The sequence below is a fragment of the Pseudomonas ulcerans genome, assembly GCF_036324125.1.
Lineage (GTDB): Bacteria > Pseudomonadota > Gammaproteobacteria > Pseudomonadales > Pseudomonadaceae > Aquipseudomonas > Aquipseudomonas ulcerans.
Genome location: NZ_JAZDQN010000009.1, coordinates 26,545 through 43,340, shown reverse-complemented (window position 1 = coordinate 43,340; position 16,796 = coordinate 26,545). Strand labels below are relative to the sequence as shown.

The window sequence follows — 16,796 nt, the reverse complement described above, 5'->3', positions numbered from 1 at the left end:
GCCCTCTGGAAAACGTCCTGAATGGTTCAGTTGGAGTCGGTAATGCGTAAAGACAAGAAGCAGGTGATTGGCGACGAGATCAGCGACGACTACGTCAAATCGTTCCTCATTTTCGAGCCGGCCGATGGCCTGACCTCGCCTTCGCACCACAAGCTGATCAAGGGCTACCGCGGCCTGCGCATCGACGACTTCGAGCGTTTCGTCGGGTTCTTCGTCGAGGCCGGCTACGACCTGGACGGCAAGGACGAGCAGGGCAAGACCTTCGTCGAGGTGATCGCCGACCAGCGCAATGCGCCGGAGTATGTCGAGATCATCGAGAAGGCGCGCGGCTGAAAGCTCTGTAGCGTGATGCTTGCCTCTGTGGGAGCGGGTTCACCCGCGATCACGGTGGTGAATCCACTGAGGCATCGCGGGTGAACCCGCTCCCACAGGGGCCGTGTTGAGCTTTCCAGTGATGTAAGCATCACAAATCGCCAGCCCCAAAAAAACGCCCAGAAGGGCGTTTTTTCATGGGAGCAGATCAGGCGTAGCTTGGCGCCGGACTGCTTTCGACCAGGCCCAGGGCCTCGTCGTTGTACGCCGCGACCTTGCGGTACAGGTCGGCATCGGCGGCCAGTACTTTCTCCCGCGCCGGGAAGATTTCCTTGAGCTTGGCAGCCCACTCGCCCTTGGCCTTGTCGGCGAAGCAGCGCTCGATCAGTTCCAGCATGATCGACACGGTCACCGAAGCACCCGGCGAAGCGCCCAGCAGAGCGGCCAGCGAACCGTCCTGGGCGGCGACCAGTTCGGTACCGAACTGCAGGATGCCGCCTTTCTTCGGGTCTTTCTTGATGATCTGCACGCGCTGACCGGCCACTTCCAGGCGCCAGTCCTCGGCTTTCGCCTCGGGGTAGAAGCGACGCAGGGAGTCCAGGCGCTGCTCCATCGACTGCATCACTTCGCTGACCAGGTACTTGGTCAGGTCCATGTTGTCGCGAGCCACGGCCAGCATCGGGCCGATGTTGCCCATGCGCACCGACAGCGGCAGGTCGAGGAACGAACCGTGCTTGAGGAACTTGGTGGTGAAACCGGCGTATGGCCCGAACAGCAGGGATTTCTTGCCGTCGACCACACGGGTATCGAGGTGCGGCACCGACATCGGCGGCGCGCCCACAGCGGCCTGGCTGTAGACCTTGGCCTGGTGCTGCTTGACGATTTCCGGGTTGTCGCAACGCAGCCACTGGCCGCTCACCGGGAAGCCGCCGAAGCCTTTGCTCTCCGGGATGCCCGAAGCCTGCAGCAGCGGCAGGGCCGCGCCACCGGCGCCAAGGAACACGAAGCGTGCGTCGACGTCACGGCTGCCGCCGCTGTTGACGTCCTTGATGCTCACGGTCCAGCCGCTGCCGTTGCGGCGCAGGCCGGTGACGCGCTTGCTGTACTTGACCTGCGCGTCGGCACTGTTGCCCAGGTGCTTGAGCAGCTTGTTGGTCAGGGCGCCGAAGTTGACGTCGGTGCCATTCATCACGCGGGTCGCGGCGATCTTCTGATCCGCCGGGCGGCCCGGCATCATCAGCGGCATCCAGTCCTTCATCACCGCCTGGTCTTCGGTGTATTCCATCTCGGCGAAGGCGTGATGCTGCTTGAGCAACTCGTAGCGCTTCTTGAGGAAGGCGATGCCTTTCTCACCCTCGACGTAGCTCAGGTGCGGCACGGGGTTGATGAACGCCCGCGGCGAGCTGAACGCGCCTTTCTTGCTCAGGTACGCCCAGAACTGCCGGGAGACCTCGAACTGGGTGTTGATGTGCACCGCTTTCTTGATGTCGATGCTGCCATCGGCAGCCTGAGGCGTGTAGTTCAGTTCACACAGCCCGGCATGGCCGGTACCCGCGTTGTTCCACGGATTGGAACTTTCCGCGGCACCCGAATCCATCAACTCGACGACTTCCAGCTTGATCGCCGGATCGAGTTCCTTGAGCAGCACGGCCAGGGTGGCACTCATGATGCCTGCCCCTACCAGTACCACATCGACTGTTTCGTTCTGCGCCATTTAACGCATCTCCAAAATCTTCAGCACCTAATTGACAGCATAGGATCCCGGTCACGCGGGATCGCCATATCCGCTACTTCACAGTTTTTCCAACGTTCACGGACACCGCCAACCGGGCTCTCGATGGTGCATATGAACGCATCCGAGGGCCGGCGTGGCAATTCGACTTATGGTCGAGGCGCCCGCAGCGCGCTGTGCACCGGCCTCAGTCACCCACTCTGGATGAAGGCTGATACCGGCTGATCGGGGCTGTTCGGGACACTGATGATGCTTTTGCACATACCAGACTGTTCATGCTCGCCACACTCTCGTGAAGTTGTGAAAACCCGTTTTTTCACGCTCTTTTGGAGTCGTGAACCTCAAAAAGGAGCCGTGCAGGGCAGGCTCGTCAGGTTCAGGCAGAGCGTGGGGCCGAAAAAAAGCGGGCACACCGGCTTCGCAAGACCTGTGTGAACGGCTCTCTGTGGGCGTTTTGGGGGGATGCCGATGCATGACATTGGCGGTGCTGCGGGGCCCGATCAGGAGACGTCCTTATAATCGGGGGCAGATTATAACGATGTCGCGGGCAGAAATGGCCTTTATTACAGACTTTTCTTGCTGACCGGTCAGGCGGCGAGGGCACGTTGCAGCAGATTGCCACGCCGACGCGCTACGACCCGGGCGCTCGCGGGCAGCGGACGGTTCAGCCAGCGCAGGTCGGACTCGCCGACTTCGACCCAGCCGGCCCCGACGGGCGGCTGTTCGCAGCACTTGAGGGCCTGGCACAGGCCTTGGGCATCGAGGCGGGCGAAGTGGCGTTGTGGCTGGCGCTTGAACAGGGACCAGAGGCTGGACATGGCGACGTACCTGATGGGGGTTGGCGCAAGGATAAGAGGGGGATGATGAAGTCCTTGTGACAGGCGGGAATCAGTAATGTGAAAGTGCTGTCTGATCCCTGTACGAGCCGATGACTGGCGCATGGAGCGCTGGGTATACTGGCGACCTTTGCCGCTATTCCAGGAGAGATGAGCATGTTGCAACGTTTGTTGTTCGGTTTGATCGCTGTGACCAGCCTGACCCTGGTGGGTTGCGCCCATAGTCCGCAACAACTCAGCCCGCAACCGAAACTCACCGCCCAACTCGCTCCCGTTGGCCATGGCCAGCCGGTGGTGGTACGGGTGGTCGACGGACGTGGCACCCAGACCCTCGGTACCCGCGGTGGCCTGTACCCGGAAACCAGCGCGATCACCGTGACTGGCAACGACGTCCTGCCCAAGCTGCAGGCCCAGGCCGAAGCCGCAGTGCGCCTGCTGGGCTTCACCCCGACCGCGAACGCCTACAACGCGCCGCAGCTGACCGTGACCCTGGCCGAGCTGAAGTACCAATCGCCCAAGGAAGGCCTGTACGTGACCGAAGCGACCATCGGCGCGACCTTCAAGGCTGACGTGAACAACGCCAACCGTCGCTACAGCGGCCGTTATGGTGCGTCCCTGGACCAGCGTTTCGGCATGGCGCCGAACCAGGAAACCAACACCAAGCTGGTCAGCGATGTGCTCAGCGATGCGTTGACCCGCCTGTTCAAGGATCCGACCATCGGCCAGGTGCTGGGCGAATAAGCCTTACCGCGTAAACAAGAAGGCCCGCGTCCTGTGATCAGGACGCGGGCCTTCTTGTTTACGCGTACCCCTGTAGGAGCGGATTTATCCGCGATTGGCCGCAAAGCGGCCATGAAACCTGAGTCCGAGTGGTGTCAGAAAAACCTGGGACTCAGGACTTACGACGGCTGCGCCGCCGATCGCGGATAAATCCGCTCCTACAGGGTCGGCAGTGTCCTTCAGGCCGCTTCGATGTGGAAATCGAGCACGCTGATACCGGTCTGGCTGTCGACCTCCGGCAAATGATCGTGGGAATGGCCGCCCAGTGCGCAGTAGACCAGCCACTGGCGATCCTGGACATTGATGGCAAAACCGTCGATCAGCGCTTCCTGCTCCTCGCTCTGGGCAATCAGATAGAGGCGATCCTGGTTTTCGGCGTGCAGCATGACAAGCTCCGGTGCGTTGCGAGGGCGACAGGGTGGCCTGTGATGATGACGAGCGTGTGACGACGACCTGCAGTTGGTCATTTGGTCGCAAAGGCGGGGCGAACGTGGACGGCTTGGGTAGAATGCGCGCGGTTCGTCTTTCGAGGTTAGGTGATGTCGCTGCAAATGCTCTGGGGGCTGTTCGCCGGTCACCCGGCCAAACTGATCAATCTGTTCGCACTGCTGCTCACCTGTCCGGGCGGTGTCCTCCTGCACAACGCCCGCCGCCGCGCTTCGCGGGCCATGGCCAGCCTGCCGGCGGGCGAGGCGGCGATCGACCTGCTGACGCAGCGGGTCAACCGCTTCTACTACAGCCTGGGCTTTGCCTTCCTGGCGATGGCCTTGCTGCTGTCCTGGGTCAGTACCTGGATCTGATGGCTACGGAGCCTTATCGCGGGTTCGCCAGCGATAAGGCCCGAGACCGTTACAAAGGCAGCCCGGCCTTGACCCGATACTGATTCCGCACCGGCGTTGCATACTGCAACACCAGGTACGGCCGGTGCTCCTCGGGGCACGCCTCCAGCCGCCGCTGCCATTCGGCCTGAGCCTTGGCCAATTCTTCCGCTCCGAACACCTCGCTGGCCTTCGGCACCTGCAGCTGCGGATCGGCGTCAGCCCATTGCGCATATGCCAGGTAATGCACCGGGAACAACCGGTAGCCGCCGAGAATCTGCTTGTCGATATGTGCCGCCAGTTGCTTGGTGTCCTCGAACGAGGCGGTTACCGGCGGGGTGAAGTTGATATGCACCCGTCCTTTGTAGCCGGTGATGCCCAGGCCGATGCTCAGGTCGTCCTCGCCCGGTGCCTTGCTGTAGCTGCCGGTGGTGGCGCGGATGTACAGCTCGCGGGCCTTGGCGGCGTCGCAAGGATCGTACTCGTAGCTGATCGACACCGGGCTCAGGTTCAGCGACTGGATCACTTCGCCGAACGGCTCGTCCTTGCGGCTCATGTGGAACATCTTGAGGATCGCCGAATCGGTACGGTCGTCGCCGTCCTTGGCCCGGCCTTCGGCCTGGGCGATCCAGATCGACGCGCCGTCGTTGCGGATCGAATGGTTGATGTAGGCGGAGAGCAACTGGTACGCCGCCAGCTTCTCGCGCCGCCCGCTGATGGAGCGGTGCACGATGAAGCTCTTGTTCAGGCGCATCATGTCGCTGACGAACGGCTTCTGCAGCAGGTTGTCGCCGATGGCGATGCGCGGGGTCGGCAGGCCGGCGTGGTACACGGCGTAGTTGACGAAGGCCGGGTCCATGACGATGTCGCGGTGGTTGGCCAGGAACAGATAGGCGCTGCCCGACTTGAACTGCTCGACGCCGGTGTAGGTGACCCCGTCGGTAGCGCGCTCGATGGTGTGATCGACGTAGAACTCGACCTTGTCCTGCAGGGTCGCCACGCATTTCACCCCGGCGAACTCCTTGCGCAGGCGGCGGGCGATCAGCGGCTTGAGCAGCCAGCCGAAGTTGGACGCCATCTTCGGAAAGCGGAACCGGGTAAGGATATCGAGGAATGCCGGGTCGCTGAGCAGGCGTGCCAGAACGGCAGGGACCTCAGCGTCGTCATACGGTCGGATGGCATCGAATTCGCCCATCATGCTCTCTTGTTGTGAAACGACTAGGGTAAAGGGTGGGGCCGCGCCGAAAAGTACCGGGATCGGGGCGCAGGACCGGCAATTATACGCACAAGTAACCGCGGAGGCCGCGATGCTGGAAACTGCGTTCTACGATTGTCCTTATTGCGGCGAAGAGGTGGAGACCACCCTCGACCTCTCCGGCGGCGACCAGACCTATATCGAGGACTGCGCGGTATGTTGTCAGCCGATCGTCTTCATTCTGCAGGTGCATGGTGACGAATGGATGCTCGACGTGAAGCGCGAGGATGAGTGATGCAGCGAATCTACGAGCCGGAAAACCTCCTGGAAGCCGAGCTTCTGCTGGGCATGCTCGGCAACGAAGGGGTCGACGCGCACCTGGTGGGCCGCGACCTGATGGGCGGGATCGGCGAGCTGCCGTTGCAGGGCCTGCTGGGCCTTGCCGTTGCCGATGACCAGGCCGAGTACGCACGGGAACTGATCGCCGCGTACAATGCCGCCCTGCCGCTTCCTGGCGATGAGCCGGAGAGTTTCCCCGGAACGCTGATTTGCTAGGTTTCTCCTGATGTGTGGACGTTATGCCCTGTTCCGCTGGTCGCCGGCCTTCGCCGCGTTGCCCGGCTTTCCCGCTGACCAGAAGGCGCAGTGGAACATTTCTCCTGGCGCCCAGGTGCTGATCCAGCGCCGGGAGGACGAGCACCTGACCCTGGCCCGCGCGCGCTGGGGCCTGACCCCGCCGTGGCTGACCGACCTCACTCGTACCCCCGCCCATGCCCGTGCCGAAACCCTGACCGACCAGCCGATGTTCCGCGAGGCGTTCGCCAGGCGGCGCTGCCTGCTGCCGGCCAACGGTTTCTACGAATGGCGCGGCAACGTTCGCAAGCGTCCGTACTGGCTGACGCCGGGGCAGGGCTCGTCGTTGTTCTTCGCGGCGATCTGGGAGGCGTATCCGGTGCAGGAACAGGTCTGGTTGAGCGTGGCGGTGGTGACCCAGGCGGCGATGAACCAGCGTCGGCCACTGATCCTCGACGAGGCGGGGCAGGCGGCATGGCTGAATTCCGATACCCCGCTGGCCGAGTTGCATGCGCTGCTGGCCAGTCCTCCCGCTGCGTTGCGCGAGCGGGTGCTGGCCAACTTCGTCAATGATCCGAAGCTCGATGCCCCGGAGTGCCTGACCCCGGCTTGATCGGTCATTGGGGCTGCTTTGCAGCCCTTCGCGAGCAAGCTCGCTCCCACGGAGTGGACTGCCTGTGGGAGCGAGCTTGCTCGCGAAGGGCCGCAAAGCGGCCCCAAGCAATTCAAACCCGGAACTGGTTGATCAACCGCCGCTGCTGCTCCGCCAGCTTGGTCAGCTCGGCACTGGCACTGCTCGACTCATCGGCACCGCCCGCCACTTCATTGGCCACCTGGCCAATATTGATCACGTTGCGGTTGATGTCCTCGGCCACCGCGCTCTGTTCCTCAGCGGCGCTGGCGATCTGGGTGTTCATGTCGTTGATCACCGACACCGCGCGAGTGATGCTTTCCAGCGCGTCGGCCGCCTTGGCCGCCTGTTGCACGCTGATATCGGTCTTGCCCTGGCTGTCCTCCATGACCCGCACCACGTCGCGGGTGCCCTGCTGCAGTTGCTGGATCATCTGCTGGATTTCTTCGGTGGCCTGCTGGGTCTTCTGCGCCAGGTTGCGCACTTCATCGGCGACCACGGCAAAACCGCGACCTTGTTCGCCAGCGCGGGCCGCCTCGATCGCGGCGTTGAGGGCCAGCAGGTTGGTCTGCTCGGCAATGGCGCGGATCGCCACGAGGATGGCGTTGATGTTCTCGCTGTCGCGGGCCAGGTTCTGCACCACGCCCACCGCGCGACCGATCTCGTCGGCCAGGGCGGCGATGGAGTTGGACGTATCGCGGACGATGGACAGCCCCTGGTTGGCGGCCTGGTCGGCATTGCTCGCGGCTTGCGCCGCGTGGGTGGCGTTGCGCGCCACGTCCTGGGCGGTGGCGGTCATTTCGTGCACCGCGGTGGCCACCAGGTCGATCTCCGCCATCTGTTTATGCACGCCCTGGTTGGTGCGGATGGCGATATCGGCGGTGTGTTCCGAGGAGTCGCTGACCTTCTGCACCGAGGCGACCACCTGGCTGATCATGGTCTGCAGCTTGCCGAGGAAGGTGTTGAAACCTTTGGCGATGGAGCCCAGCTCGTCCTGGCGATCGCTGTGCAGGCGACGGGTGAGGTCGCCTTCGCCCTGGGCGATGTCGTCGAGCATCGCCACCATCTGCCGCAGCGGGCGGGCGATGCCGTGGGCCAGCAGCCAGATCACCAGCAGGCCAAGGGCCGCGATGGCCAGGCCGACCAGGGTCATGCCGGCGATATCGGTGCGCCGCTGTTCGCTGAGGTCGTTCTGCAGTTTTTCCGCGTCGGCCATCACTGCGCTCAGCGGCAGGTCGATCAGCAGGGTCCAGCGCTGGGCGGTCTCGCCGATCTGGAACGGCAGGAACAGGCGAATCTGGCCGTTCTCACGGTCGACTTCATAACGCAGCGTATCGCCGCTGGCCTTGGCCAGGCCGGCGGCTTCGGCGGCGGGCAGCACGTCGCTGGCTTTTTCGCCGAACTTGCTTTCGTCCTTGGTGTAGGCGACCAGGCGACCGTTGTTGCCGATCAGTGCCAGTTCGCCGGCGCCGTCGTAGAGCTGGGCGTCGGCGGCCTTGAGCAGGTCCTGGATGAAGTTCACCGACAGGTCGGCACCGACGATGCCCATGAACTGGCCGTCGACCAGGATCGGCTCGATGAACGAGGCGAGCATCACCATCTTGTCGCCCACCTTATAGGGCGCGGGGTCGATGGTGCAGGCGCGCTTGCTTTCCTTGGAGCACAGGTAGTACTCGCTGGCGCGCACGCCGGTGGAGAGCAGGGTGTTGTTGCTCAGGTCGATCAGCGCTTCGACGCCGAGCGTGCCGTCGGTGTTGCGGTACCACCAGGGCTGGAAGCGGCCGGTGGCCGGGTCGATGCCCTTGATCGCGGTGCCGGTGAAACTGGCGTCGGAATGATCGAGGGCATTCGGCTCCCAGGCGATGTAGCCGCCCAGCAGCAGCGGGTTGTCGACGATGGTCTGTTTCAGCAAGGCGATCAGTTGTTCGCGCTGGATCTGCAGGCGCGGGTTGCCGGCGTCGTCCTTCATTCCCAGCTGGGCATTGGTGGTGGCCAGGCCGCGAGCGACCAGCAACGGGGCTTCCAGGCGGCGCAGGATCTGGCTGGCCTGGGTCTGGGCCAGTGCGGTCAGGCGCTGTTCGATGACGGTGTCGAACTGTTGCCGGGTTCGGGTTTCCACCAGTTCCTGGGTCTTCGCACCGGAATACACCGCATACAGCACCAAGGCTGCGACGATACTCAACACGATAGCCCCCGCGAGGGCGGCAACGGACAACTGGATCGACTTGAACTTCATTGAGGGCTCCGGACGCAGAGATAAAGTCGCCTTGCCCCGGTGTTATCGGCGTGAAACCGATGAATCATGAGTCGGTCAGATAGAAATCTTTGCTTACGGTCGTAGCGCGATCATCTGCGTCGTCCTAGTGTGGTGTTTTGCAAATACGGCCAATGATTCGCGAGTGATTTTTGCGCTCAGGCAAGGCGGCGCGACGAGTCGTAGCTCGGCTACGGCGAGGAGCGACAACGCAGCATGAGCGCAAAAAGCGCCGCGAATTATGGTCGTTATTTGTGAAACACCACACTAGGATACGTCCCACGTCAGAAGGGAGTTTTTTCATGCGTAAGTTGGTTGTTGTCGGTGCATTGGGCGCTTCGATCCTGCTGGCCGGTTGCCAGGCGGTGAACACCACCAGTGGTGGAGCGGTCGGTGTCGAGCGCAAGCAATATATGTTCAGCATGCTGTCGACCGACCAGGTCAACCAGATGTACGCCCAGTCCTACCAGCAGACCCTGGGTGAAGCGAGCGGCAAGGGCGTGCTGGACAAGACCAGCGCCAACGCCAAGCGCGTGCAGGCCATCGCCAACCGGCTGATCGCCCAGGCCCCGCAGTTCCGTCCGGATTCGGCGCAATGGCAGTGGGAGGTCAACCTGATCAAGAGCGACGAGCTCAACGCCAATTGCGGCCCTGGCGGCAAGATCATCTTCTATAGCGGGCTGATCGATAAATTGCAGCTGACCGACGACGAGATCGCCGCAGTGATGGGCCATGAAATCGCCCACGCCCTGCGCGAGCACGGTCGTGAGGCGATGTCCAAGGCCTACGGCATCCAGATGGCCCGTTCCGGTGCCGGTGCCCTGCTGGGCCTGGGCGAAGACAGCCTGCAACTGGCCGACACCGTGGTCCAGTACAGCCTGACCCTGCCCAACAGTCGCAGCAACGAGAACGAAGCCGACCTGATCGGCCTGGAACTGGCAGCCCGCGCCGGCTACAACCCGAATGCCGCGATCACCCTGTGGAACAAGATGGCCCAGGCGTCCGGCGGCAGCTCGCAGCCTGAATTCATGAGCACTCACCCGGCGTCGGATAGCCGGATCGCTTCGTTGCAGGCGGCGATTCCGAAGGTGATGCCGCTGTACGAGCAGGCGAAAAAGTAACCTTCTGGTTTGTGTTGACCCTGTGGGAGCGGGTTCATCCGCGATGAGGTTCGTGGGTGCGCTATCGCAATCGCGGGTAAACCCGCTCCCACAGGGAGTTGCAGGATTCTGTCCTGCCCGTCAACCGACCCATCCACTGGCCTGCATTGCCGAGTAAACGGCAATCAGCGCCAGCACCACGAACGCAGTCGCCGCCAGGCGACGGATCAGGGTCAGCGGCAGTTTCTCCGCGGCAAAGTTGCCCGCCAGCACCACCGGTACGTTGGCAATCAGCATGCCCAGGGTGGTTCCGATGATCACCATGATCAGGTGCGGGTACTGCGCCGCCAGCATCACCGTGGCGACCTGGGTCTTGTCGCCGATCTCGGCCAGGAAGAACGCGATCAGCGTGGTCAGGAACGGTCCGAAGCGTCGCGCGGTGCTGGCTTCGTCATCGTCCATCTTGTCCGGGATCAAGGTCCACGCCGCCGTGGCGAGGAAGCTCGCGGCTAGGATCCAGTGCAACGTGACGTTGCTGAAGAAACTGCCGAACCAGGCACCCACGGCACCGGCGGCGGCATGGTTGGCGAGGGTCGCGGCGACGATGCCGGCGATGATAGGCCACGGCTTGCGGAAGCGCGCGGCGAGAATGAGGGCAAGCAGCTGCGTCTTGTCGCCGATTTCGGCGAGCGCAACGATGGCGGTGGGGACAAGTAGCGATTCCAGCATCAGGATTTCCTACGGGGGCGGGTCGACACGGCTATGACACGTACAGCCTCCCCGCCCCGGGTAAGGTGTTCGTGTCATAGGTCTTGTCAAACCCTGGATCCGTCTGATGCGGACCGTGGGTCGTGCGCGCCATGGTCTGTGGACCAAGTATGTTGACGACGCACCATGCGAGCTGGGCGCTCGCGGGAGACTACTCCCCTAGGACGGAGCGGATTCTGCCTACGCGGATTCGTTTGCGCAAGTGCTGTTTTTCAGCCGCGCAGCGCCCGGTAGATCTTGAATCCGTCGCCCTGGGCACGCGTTTCGCAGTTGCCCAGGGCCGCTTCGATCAGCGGCGGATAGCGCAGGAAGCTGTTCGCGACCAGGCGCATTTCTCCACCTTTTTTCAGATGTTCGGCTGATTTTTTCAGCAGGTTCTCCGACGCCTGGTAATTGGTATGAACCCCGGTGTGGAACGGTGGATTACTCAGAATGATGTCGAGTTCGCGAGGTGCGGCGTCGATGCCGTCACCGGCGATCACCTCGCCTTCCAGACCGTTGGCCGCCAGGGTCAGGCGGCTGCTGGCGACGGCGAAGGCATCGACATCCAGCAGGGTGACCCGGCTCTGTGGATAACGTCGCTTGACGATCGCCCCCAGCACGCCTGCGCCGCAGCCGAAATCGAGCACATGGCCAGCGCTCAGTCCGTCCAGATGCTCCAGCAGCAGCGCGGTACCGCGGTCCAGCCGGCCATGGCTGAATACGCCCGGCAGGCTGACGATATTCAGCGGACCATCGGCCAGCGGCAGCTCGAAGCGCAGGGCCAGGCTCTCCAGCGGCTGCGCCGCCGGTGGGTTATCCACAGTCACCTGCCACAGCTGGCAGTGTCGCGCGCTATCCAGCTTGCGAGGCTTGCCGAAGGCGTGCAGTTGCTTCGCCGCGCCCTCGATGCCGCCGCGTTTTTCCCCGACCAGGAACAGCGTGCGCCCGCCCAGGCGCGAGGCGAGGGCGTTGAGCAGGTAGTTGGCGAGGTCGCGGGACTTGGGCAGGAACAGCACCGCGGCGTCGAACGGCACATCGGGGGTTTCCACGCCGAAATGGCTGCGCCCGGCGAAACGGGCATCGAGGGTCGCCTGGTCGCCGGCATGCCAGCACCAGCCATGGGCCTGTGGAAAACTGCCCAGCAGGCTGTCGGCCGGCAATCCGGCGAGCAGCAGCGGGCCGGTGAACAGATCGGCCTGACGAAGCAACACTTCACTGCGCGGGTCCATGGACGGCGGCTCCTGAGAAAAAAGGGGCGAATTCTAGCAGAAGCCGGCGTTGCTCAGCTGACCACGCGGCGCGGGCTGCCGGCGAGGAACGCCCGGGCGTTTTCGCTCAACTGGTCGACGATGCGTTGCCGCGCTTCCACCGCGCCCCAGGCACTGTGCGGGGTGACGATCAGGCGCGGGATGTCCGCGGCCAGCAGCGGGTTGCCGTTGACCGGCGGTTCCACGCTCAATACGTCGGTAGCCGCGCCACCGAGATGGCCGGCACGTAGCGCATCGGCCAGCGCCTGTTCGTCGATCAGCCCGCCGCGGGCGGTGTTGACGATGAACGCGCCGGGCTTGAGGAGGGCCAGCTGCGCTGCGCCGATCATGTTGCGGGTGTTGTCGTTGAGCGGGCAGTGCAGGGTCAGGGCATCGACCTGGGGCAGCAGCTCTTCCAGGCTCAGGCGATCTTCACGGGCTGGGCGGCCGGGCAACTGGCCAAGCAGCACGCGCATGCCGAAGGCCTCCGCCAGGCGCGCCACCGCACCGCCCAGCTCGCCATGGCCGAGCAGGCCGAGGGTCTTGCCTTCCAGCTCGACGATGGGGAAGTCCAGCAGGCAGAACTGCTTGGCCTGGCCCCATTTGCCGTCGGCGACCGCCTGCTGGTAGTCCGCCAGGCGCGTGGCCAGGGCCAGCAGCAGGGCAAGGGTGTGCTGGGCCACCGAGGGTGTGCCGTAGCCTTGGCAGTTGCTGACCAGGATGCCCTGCTCGCGGGCGGCTTGCAGGTCGACGTTGTTGGTGCCGGTGGCGGCCACCAGGATCAGCTTCAGGTCCGGGCAGGCCTTGATCACCGCGGCGTCCAGCACGACCTTGTTGCTGATCGCCACGCTGGCCCCTTGCAGGCGTTGCACCACCTGTTCGGGCGCGCTCGCCGGGTGCACGTCAAGGCGCTCGAAGCAGGCGTGCAAGCCGCCCAGGTCGAGGTCGCCGAGGTCCAGCGAGCTGTGATCGAGAAAGACGGCGTGGGTCATGGCGGGGCTCCCGGGAAATTCAGAGATGGAAACAGCTATCGGAAATCTGCTGCAGGCTGGCGTCGAAGGCCTGCAAGTCGCCGAGCTGGCGTTGCAGTTGGTCGATCCGCTGCTGCACCTGCGCGCTCTTCGTGGCGATGGCGGCGCGGATGTCTTCGCGGCGGGTCTGGCCGTCGGCCATTAGAGCCTGCATCTCCTTGAGGGTAAAGCCGAGCTTTTGCGCGCACTTGATCAGCACCAGCAACTCGACGGCATGCTGGTCGTAGACGCGGTAGCTGCCCTGGCGCCGGGCCGTGGCCAGCAGGCCGATGCTTTCGTAGTGGCGAATGGTCTTGATGGTGGTACCGGACAGGCGGGCGGCTTCGCCGATGAACATTGCACTTCCTTGTCAGCGCAGGGCCAGGGCGCGAGTCTGGTCCAGCCAGGACTGGCGCCGTTGCAGGGTGGAGTTAAGAACCGGTCCGAACGTTAGCGTCTTTCCCGTGCGCACGCCACAGAATGCCAGGGTGGTGCGGCGCATCTGGTGCAGGCCGGGCATGGCCTGGAACCAGTGGTAGTACCAGGGCGGGGTGTCCATGGTCACCAGCAGGTGGGCATGGCGGCCGCTCAGGAGTTTTTCCGGGAACGGCGAACCGCGCTTGTAGCGGAAAGCGAAGCCCGGTTGCAGGACGCGGTCGAGGAAGCCCTTGAGCAGGGCGGGCACACCGCCCCACCAGATCGGGAAGACCAGCACCAGGCGCTCGGCCCAGAGAATCGCTTGCTGGGCGGCGAGCAGGTCGGCTTCCAGCGTTTGCTCGGCGCGGTAGCCGTGGTGCAGGACGGGTTCGAAGTCGAGGTCGCCGAGGATCAGTTGGCGAACGTCGTGGCCGGCTTCGCGGGCGGCAGTGGCGTAGTGTTGGCCCAGGGCGCCGCAGAAGCTGTCGGGGGCGGGGTGGCCGAGGATGATGAGGATGCGCTGGGTCATGGAGTCTGGTCCGGGGGAAAGACCGGCAGGCTAAAGGTTGACCCTTGGGGGAGAGTCAAGCATCGAGGAACCGCAACGCGGCCCCGATCCGGATCTGTTGTAACAATGTGTGAGCAGGTAAGGTACGTGCCCTCGATCGTTACCAGGAGCCACTCCCCCATGTACTGGGCAGAATTTCTCACCGTCGCGCTGATCCACCTGCTGGCCGTCGCCAGCCCCGGCCCCGACTTCGCGGTGGTCGTGCGCGAGAGTGTTACCCATGGCCGCCGCGCGGGTACCTGGACCGCTTTCGGCGTCGGCACCGCGATCTTCCTCCATGTCGGTTACTCGCTGCTGGGCATCGGCCTGATCGTGTCGCAGTCGATCATGCTGTTCAACGCGCTGAAGTGGGCCGCCGCGGCCTACCTGGTCTACATCGGTTTCAAGGCCCTGCGCGCCAGGCCAGCTGCGGCCGGCGCCGAGTCTGTGCAGGTCTCCACCGTGGAACGCACGCCGCGCGCGGCCTTCGTCGCGGGGTTCATGACCAACGGCCTCAACCCCAAGGCCACGCTGTTCTTCCTCTCCCTGTTCACCGTGGTCATCAACCCGCATACCCCGCTGCTGGTCCAGGCCGGCTACGGCGTGTACCTGGCGCTGGCCACCGGCCTGTGGTTCTGCCTGGTCGCCATGCTGTTCAGCCAGGCCCGGGTACGCGCCGGCTTCGCGCGCATGGGCCACTGGTTCGACCGCACCATGGGCGCCGTGCTGATCGCCCTGGGGATCAAGATCGCCTTCAGCGAAATCCGCTGAACAGACAGACCGCACGGAATGACCGTTCGGTCGAAAGACGGTCAAATCATTCCTTTGGCTGATTTGACCGTCACATCCCCGCTCTAGAGTAAAGGCAGCTTTGTCCAATGCCTCGTGCAACTCCAGAAAAGGGACTCCCATGTTGCAGACTCGTGTCATTGCCCCCGCCGAGGGTGCGTATCAGTTTCCGTTGCTGATCAAGCGTCTGCTGATGTCCGGCAGCCGCTACGAGAAAACCCGCGAGATCGTCTACCGCGACCAGTTGCGCTACAGCTACCTGACCCTCAACGAGCGCATCGCCCGCCTGGCCAACGTGCTCACCGAGGCCGGGGTCAAGGCTGGCGACACCGTGGCGGTGATGGACTGGGACAGCCATCGCTACCTGGAATGCATGTTCGCCATCCCGATGATCGGCGCCGTGGTGCACACCATCAACGTGCGCCTGTCGCCTGAGCAGATCCTCTACACCATGAATCACGCCGACGATCGCTTCGTGCTGGTCAACAGCGACTTCGTCGGGCTCTACCAGGCCATCGCCCCGCAACTGACCACGGTGGAGAAGACCCTGCTGCTCACCGACGGCCCGGAGAAGACCGCCGAGCTGCCTGGCCTGGTCGGCGAGTACGAGCAACTGCTGGCGGCCGCAAGCCCGCACTACGACTTCCCGGATTTCGACGAGAACTCGGTCGCCACCACCTTCTACACCACCGGCACCACCGGCAATCCCAAGGGCGTGTACTTCACCCACCGCCAGCTGGTGCTGCACACCATGGGCGTGGCCACTGTTACCGGTAGCATCGACAGCGTGCGCCTGCTCGGTACCGACGACGTGTACATGCCGATCACCCCGATGTTCCACGTGCACGCCTGGGGCATCCCCTACGTGGCCACCATGCTCGGGCTCAAGCAGGTCTATCCCGGGCGCTATGAGCCGGACATGCTGGTCCGCCTATGGCGCGAGGAAAAGGTCAGCTTCTCCCACTGCGTGCCGACCATCCTGCAGATGCTGCTCAACTGCAAGAACGCCCAGGACGAGGACTTCGGCGGCTGGAAGATCATCATCGGCGGCAGCGCGCTGAACCGCGCCCTGTACGAGGCGGCCAAGGCCCGCGGCATCCAGCTGACGGCGGCCTATGGCATGTCCGAGACCTGCCCGCTGATCTCCTGCGCCCACCTCAACGATGAACTGCTGGCCGGCAGCGAGGACGAGCGCACCACCTACCGGATCAAGGCCGGGGTGCCGGTGCCGCTGGTGGAAGCGGCGATCGTCGACGGCGATGGCAACTTCCTCCCGGCCGACGGCGAGTCCCAGGGCGAGCTGGTGCTGCGCGCGCCCTGGCTGACCATGGGCTACTTCCGCGAGCCGCAGAAGAGCGAGGAACTCTGGGCCGGCGGCTGGCTGCACACCGGTGACGTCGCCACCCTCGACGCCATGGGCGTGATCGACATCCGCGACCGCATCAAGGACGTGATCAAGACCGGCGGCGAATGGATTTCCTCACTGGACCTGGAAGACCTCATCAGTCGCCACGCCGCAGTACGCGAAGTGGCCGTGGTCGGCGTTGCCGATCCGCAGTGGGGCGAGCGCCCGTTCGCTCTGCTGGTGGTGCGCGAAGGCGCCAGCATCGACGCGCGGGAACTCAAGGAACACCTCAAGCCGTTCGTGGAGCTGGGGCATATCAACAAGTGGGCGATCCCCAGCCAGATCGCCCTTGTTACCGAAATTCCCAAGACCAGTGTCGGCAAGCTCGACAAGAAGCGTATCCGCCTCGACATCATCGAGTGGCAGGCCAGCAACAGCGCCTTCCTGTCCACCCTGTAAA

Annotated in this window: 19 protein-coding genes and 1 pseudogene; 9 read left to right on the top strand and 11 right to left on the bottom strand. The window is 63.9% G+C overall.

All coding sequences use genetic code 11. From position 1 onward, the window contains the following. Positions 1-42: 42 nt before the first annotated feature. Positions 43-333: a PA4642 family protein gene (locus V0R59_RS10680; protein ID WP_330073814.1), complete on the top strand. Its 291-nt coding sequence runs from the start codon at positions 43-45 to the stop codon at positions 331-333. A 187-nt stretch (positions 334-520) separates the two neighbouring features. Here the strand turns inward: V0R59_RS10680 and mqo are convergent, their stop codons facing one another. After that, the gene (gene mqo, locus V0R59_RS10675; RefSeq protein ID WP_330073813.1) at positions 521-2,026 is read right to left on the bottom strand and encodes a malate dehydrogenase (quinone); all 1,506 of its coding nucleotides are present in this window, start codon (positions 2,024-2,026) and stop codon (positions 521-523) included. A gap of 605 nt (positions 2,027-2,631) precedes the next feature. Next, complete coding sequence (locus V0R59_RS10670; protein WP_330073812.1) at positions 2,632-2,862, bottom strand: hypothetical protein; 231 nt, start codon at positions 2,860-2,862, stop codon at positions 2,632-2,634. Positions 2,863-3,036: 174 nt separating this feature from the next. Here V0R59_RS10670 and V0R59_RS10665 point away from each other — a divergent pair, with 174 nt between their 5' ends. Beyond that, a complete protein-coding gene (locus tag V0R59_RS10665) occupies positions 3,037-3,621 on the top strand; it encodes a YajG family lipoprotein (protein WP_330073811.1) in 585 nt (194 codons plus the stop codon). 218 nt (positions 3,622-3,839) lie between these two features. Here the strand turns inward: V0R59_RS10665 and V0R59_RS10660 are convergent, their stop codons facing one another. Next, positions 3,840-4,046, bottom strand: a complete 207-nt coding sequence (locus V0R59_RS10660) for a hypothetical protein (RefSeq protein WP_330073810.1) — start codon at positions 4,044-4,046, stop codon at positions 3,840-3,842. Between the two features lie 153 nt (positions 4,047-4,199). Here V0R59_RS10660 and V0R59_RS10655 point away from each other — a divergent pair, with 153 nt between their 5' ends. After that, positions 4,200-4,460, top strand: a complete 261-nt coding sequence (locus V0R59_RS10655; RefSeq protein ID WP_330073809.1) for a hypothetical protein — start codon at positions 4,200-4,202, stop codon at positions 4,458-4,460. A gap of 49 nt (positions 4,461-4,509) precedes the next feature. Here the strand turns inward: V0R59_RS10655 and V0R59_RS10650 are convergent, their stop codons facing one another. Then, complete coding sequence (locus tag V0R59_RS10650; protein ID WP_330073808.1) at positions 4,510-5,676, bottom strand: 1-acyl-sn-glycerol-3-phosphate acyltransferase; 1,167 nt, start codon at positions 5,674-5,676, stop codon at positions 4,510-4,512. Between the two features lie 109 nt (positions 5,677-5,785). Between V0R59_RS10650 and V0R59_RS10645 the strand changes: the two genes are divergently transcribed. The 3 genes from V0R59_RS10645 to V0R59_RS10635 are packed head-to-tail and all read left to right on the top strand — an operon-like array spanning position 5,786 to position 6,859. Then, the gene (locus V0R59_RS10645; RefSeq protein ID WP_330073807.1) at positions 5,786-5,968 is read left to right on the top strand and encodes a CPXCG motif-containing cysteine-rich protein; all 183 of its coding nucleotides are present in this window, start codon (positions 5,786-5,788) and stop codon (positions 5,966-5,968) included. After that, positions 5,968-6,228 carry a putative signal transducing protein gene (locus tag V0R59_RS10640; protein WP_330073806.1) on the top strand — a complete coding sequence of 87 codons (261 nt, stop codon included), beginning with the start codon at positions 5,968-5,970 and terminating at the stop codon, positions 6,226-6,228. The genes V0R59_RS10645 and V0R59_RS10640 overlap by 1 nt, the downstream gene beginning before the upstream one ends. A 10-nt stretch (positions 6,229-6,238) precedes the next feature. Beyond that, on the top strand, positions 6,239-6,859 hold the full coding sequence (locus tag V0R59_RS10635; protein WP_330073805.1) for an SOS response-associated peptidase: 621 nt from the start codon (positions 6,239-6,241) through the stop codon (positions 6,857-6,859). A gap of 112 nt (positions 6,860-6,971) precedes the next feature. Here V0R59_RS10635 and V0R59_RS31890 read toward each other — a convergent pair whose 3' ends face one another. Both V0R59_RS31890 and V0R59_RS31885 read right to left on the bottom strand, forming a co-directional pair. Beyond that, entirely contained in the window at positions 6,972-7,715 is a 744-nt protein-coding gene (locus V0R59_RS31890) for a methyl-accepting chemotaxis protein (RefSeq protein WP_375547350.1), read from the bottom strand. Between the two features lie 114 nt (positions 7,716-7,829). Next, a pseudogene (locus V0R59_RS31885) lies at positions 7,830-8,030 on the bottom strand (HAMP domain-containing protein); the annotation flags it as partial. 1,403 nt (positions 8,031-9,433) lie between these two features. Between V0R59_RS31885 and V0R59_RS10625 the strand changes: the two are divergent. Continuing rightward, positions 9,434-10,252: a M48 family metallopeptidase gene (locus tag V0R59_RS10625; protein WP_330073803.1), complete on the top strand. Its 819-nt coding sequence runs from the start codon at positions 9,434-9,436 to the stop codon at positions 10,250-10,252. A gap of 120 nt (positions 10,253-10,372) precedes the next feature. Here the strand turns inward: V0R59_RS10625 and V0R59_RS10620 are convergent, their stop codons facing one another. The 5 genes from V0R59_RS10620 to V0R59_RS10600 all read right to left on the bottom strand — a co-directional run bounded on the left by V0R59_RS10620 (position 10,373) and on the right by V0R59_RS10600 (position 14,184). Continuing rightward, positions 10,373-10,957: a TMEM165/GDT1 family protein gene (locus V0R59_RS10620; protein ID WP_330073964.1), complete on the bottom strand. Its 585-nt coding sequence runs from the start codon at positions 10,955-10,957 to the stop codon at positions 10,373-10,375. A 254-nt stretch (positions 10,958-11,211) separates the two neighbouring features. After that, complete coding sequence (locus tag V0R59_RS10615; protein ID WP_330073802.1) at positions 11,212-12,210, bottom strand: class I SAM-dependent methyltransferase; 999 nt, start codon at positions 12,208-12,210, stop codon at positions 11,212-11,214. A gap of 53 nt (positions 12,211-12,263) precedes the next feature. Continuing rightward, positions 12,264-13,220, bottom strand: coding sequence for a 2-hydroxyacid dehydrogenase (locus tag V0R59_RS10610; protein WP_330073801.1), 957 nt, complete (start codon positions 13,218-13,220; stop codon positions 12,264-12,266). Positions 13,221-13,239: 19 nt separating this feature from the next. After that, on the bottom strand, positions 13,240-13,596 hold the full coding sequence (locus V0R59_RS10605; protein WP_330073800.1) for a MerR family transcriptional regulator: 357 nt from the start codon (positions 13,594-13,596) through the stop codon (positions 13,240-13,242). Between the two features lie 12 nt (positions 13,597-13,608). Continuing rightward, entirely contained in the window at positions 13,609-14,184 is a 576-nt protein-coding gene (locus V0R59_RS10600) for an NAD(P)H-dependent oxidoreductase (RefSeq protein WP_330073799.1), read from the bottom strand. Between the two features lie 159 nt (positions 14,185-14,343). Between V0R59_RS10600 and V0R59_RS10595 the strand changes: the two genes are divergently transcribed. Next, complete coding sequence (locus V0R59_RS10595) at positions 14,344-14,973, top strand: LysE family transporter (RefSeq protein ID WP_330073798.1); 630 nt, start codon at positions 14,344-14,346, stop codon at positions 14,971-14,973. A gap of 139 nt (positions 14,974-15,112) precedes the next feature. Then, a complete protein-coding gene (locus V0R59_RS10590) occupies positions 15,113-16,795 on the top strand; it encodes a fatty acid--CoA ligase (RefSeq protein ID WP_330073797.1) in 1,683 nt (560 codons plus the stop codon). Position 16,796 lies beyond the last annotated feature (1 nt).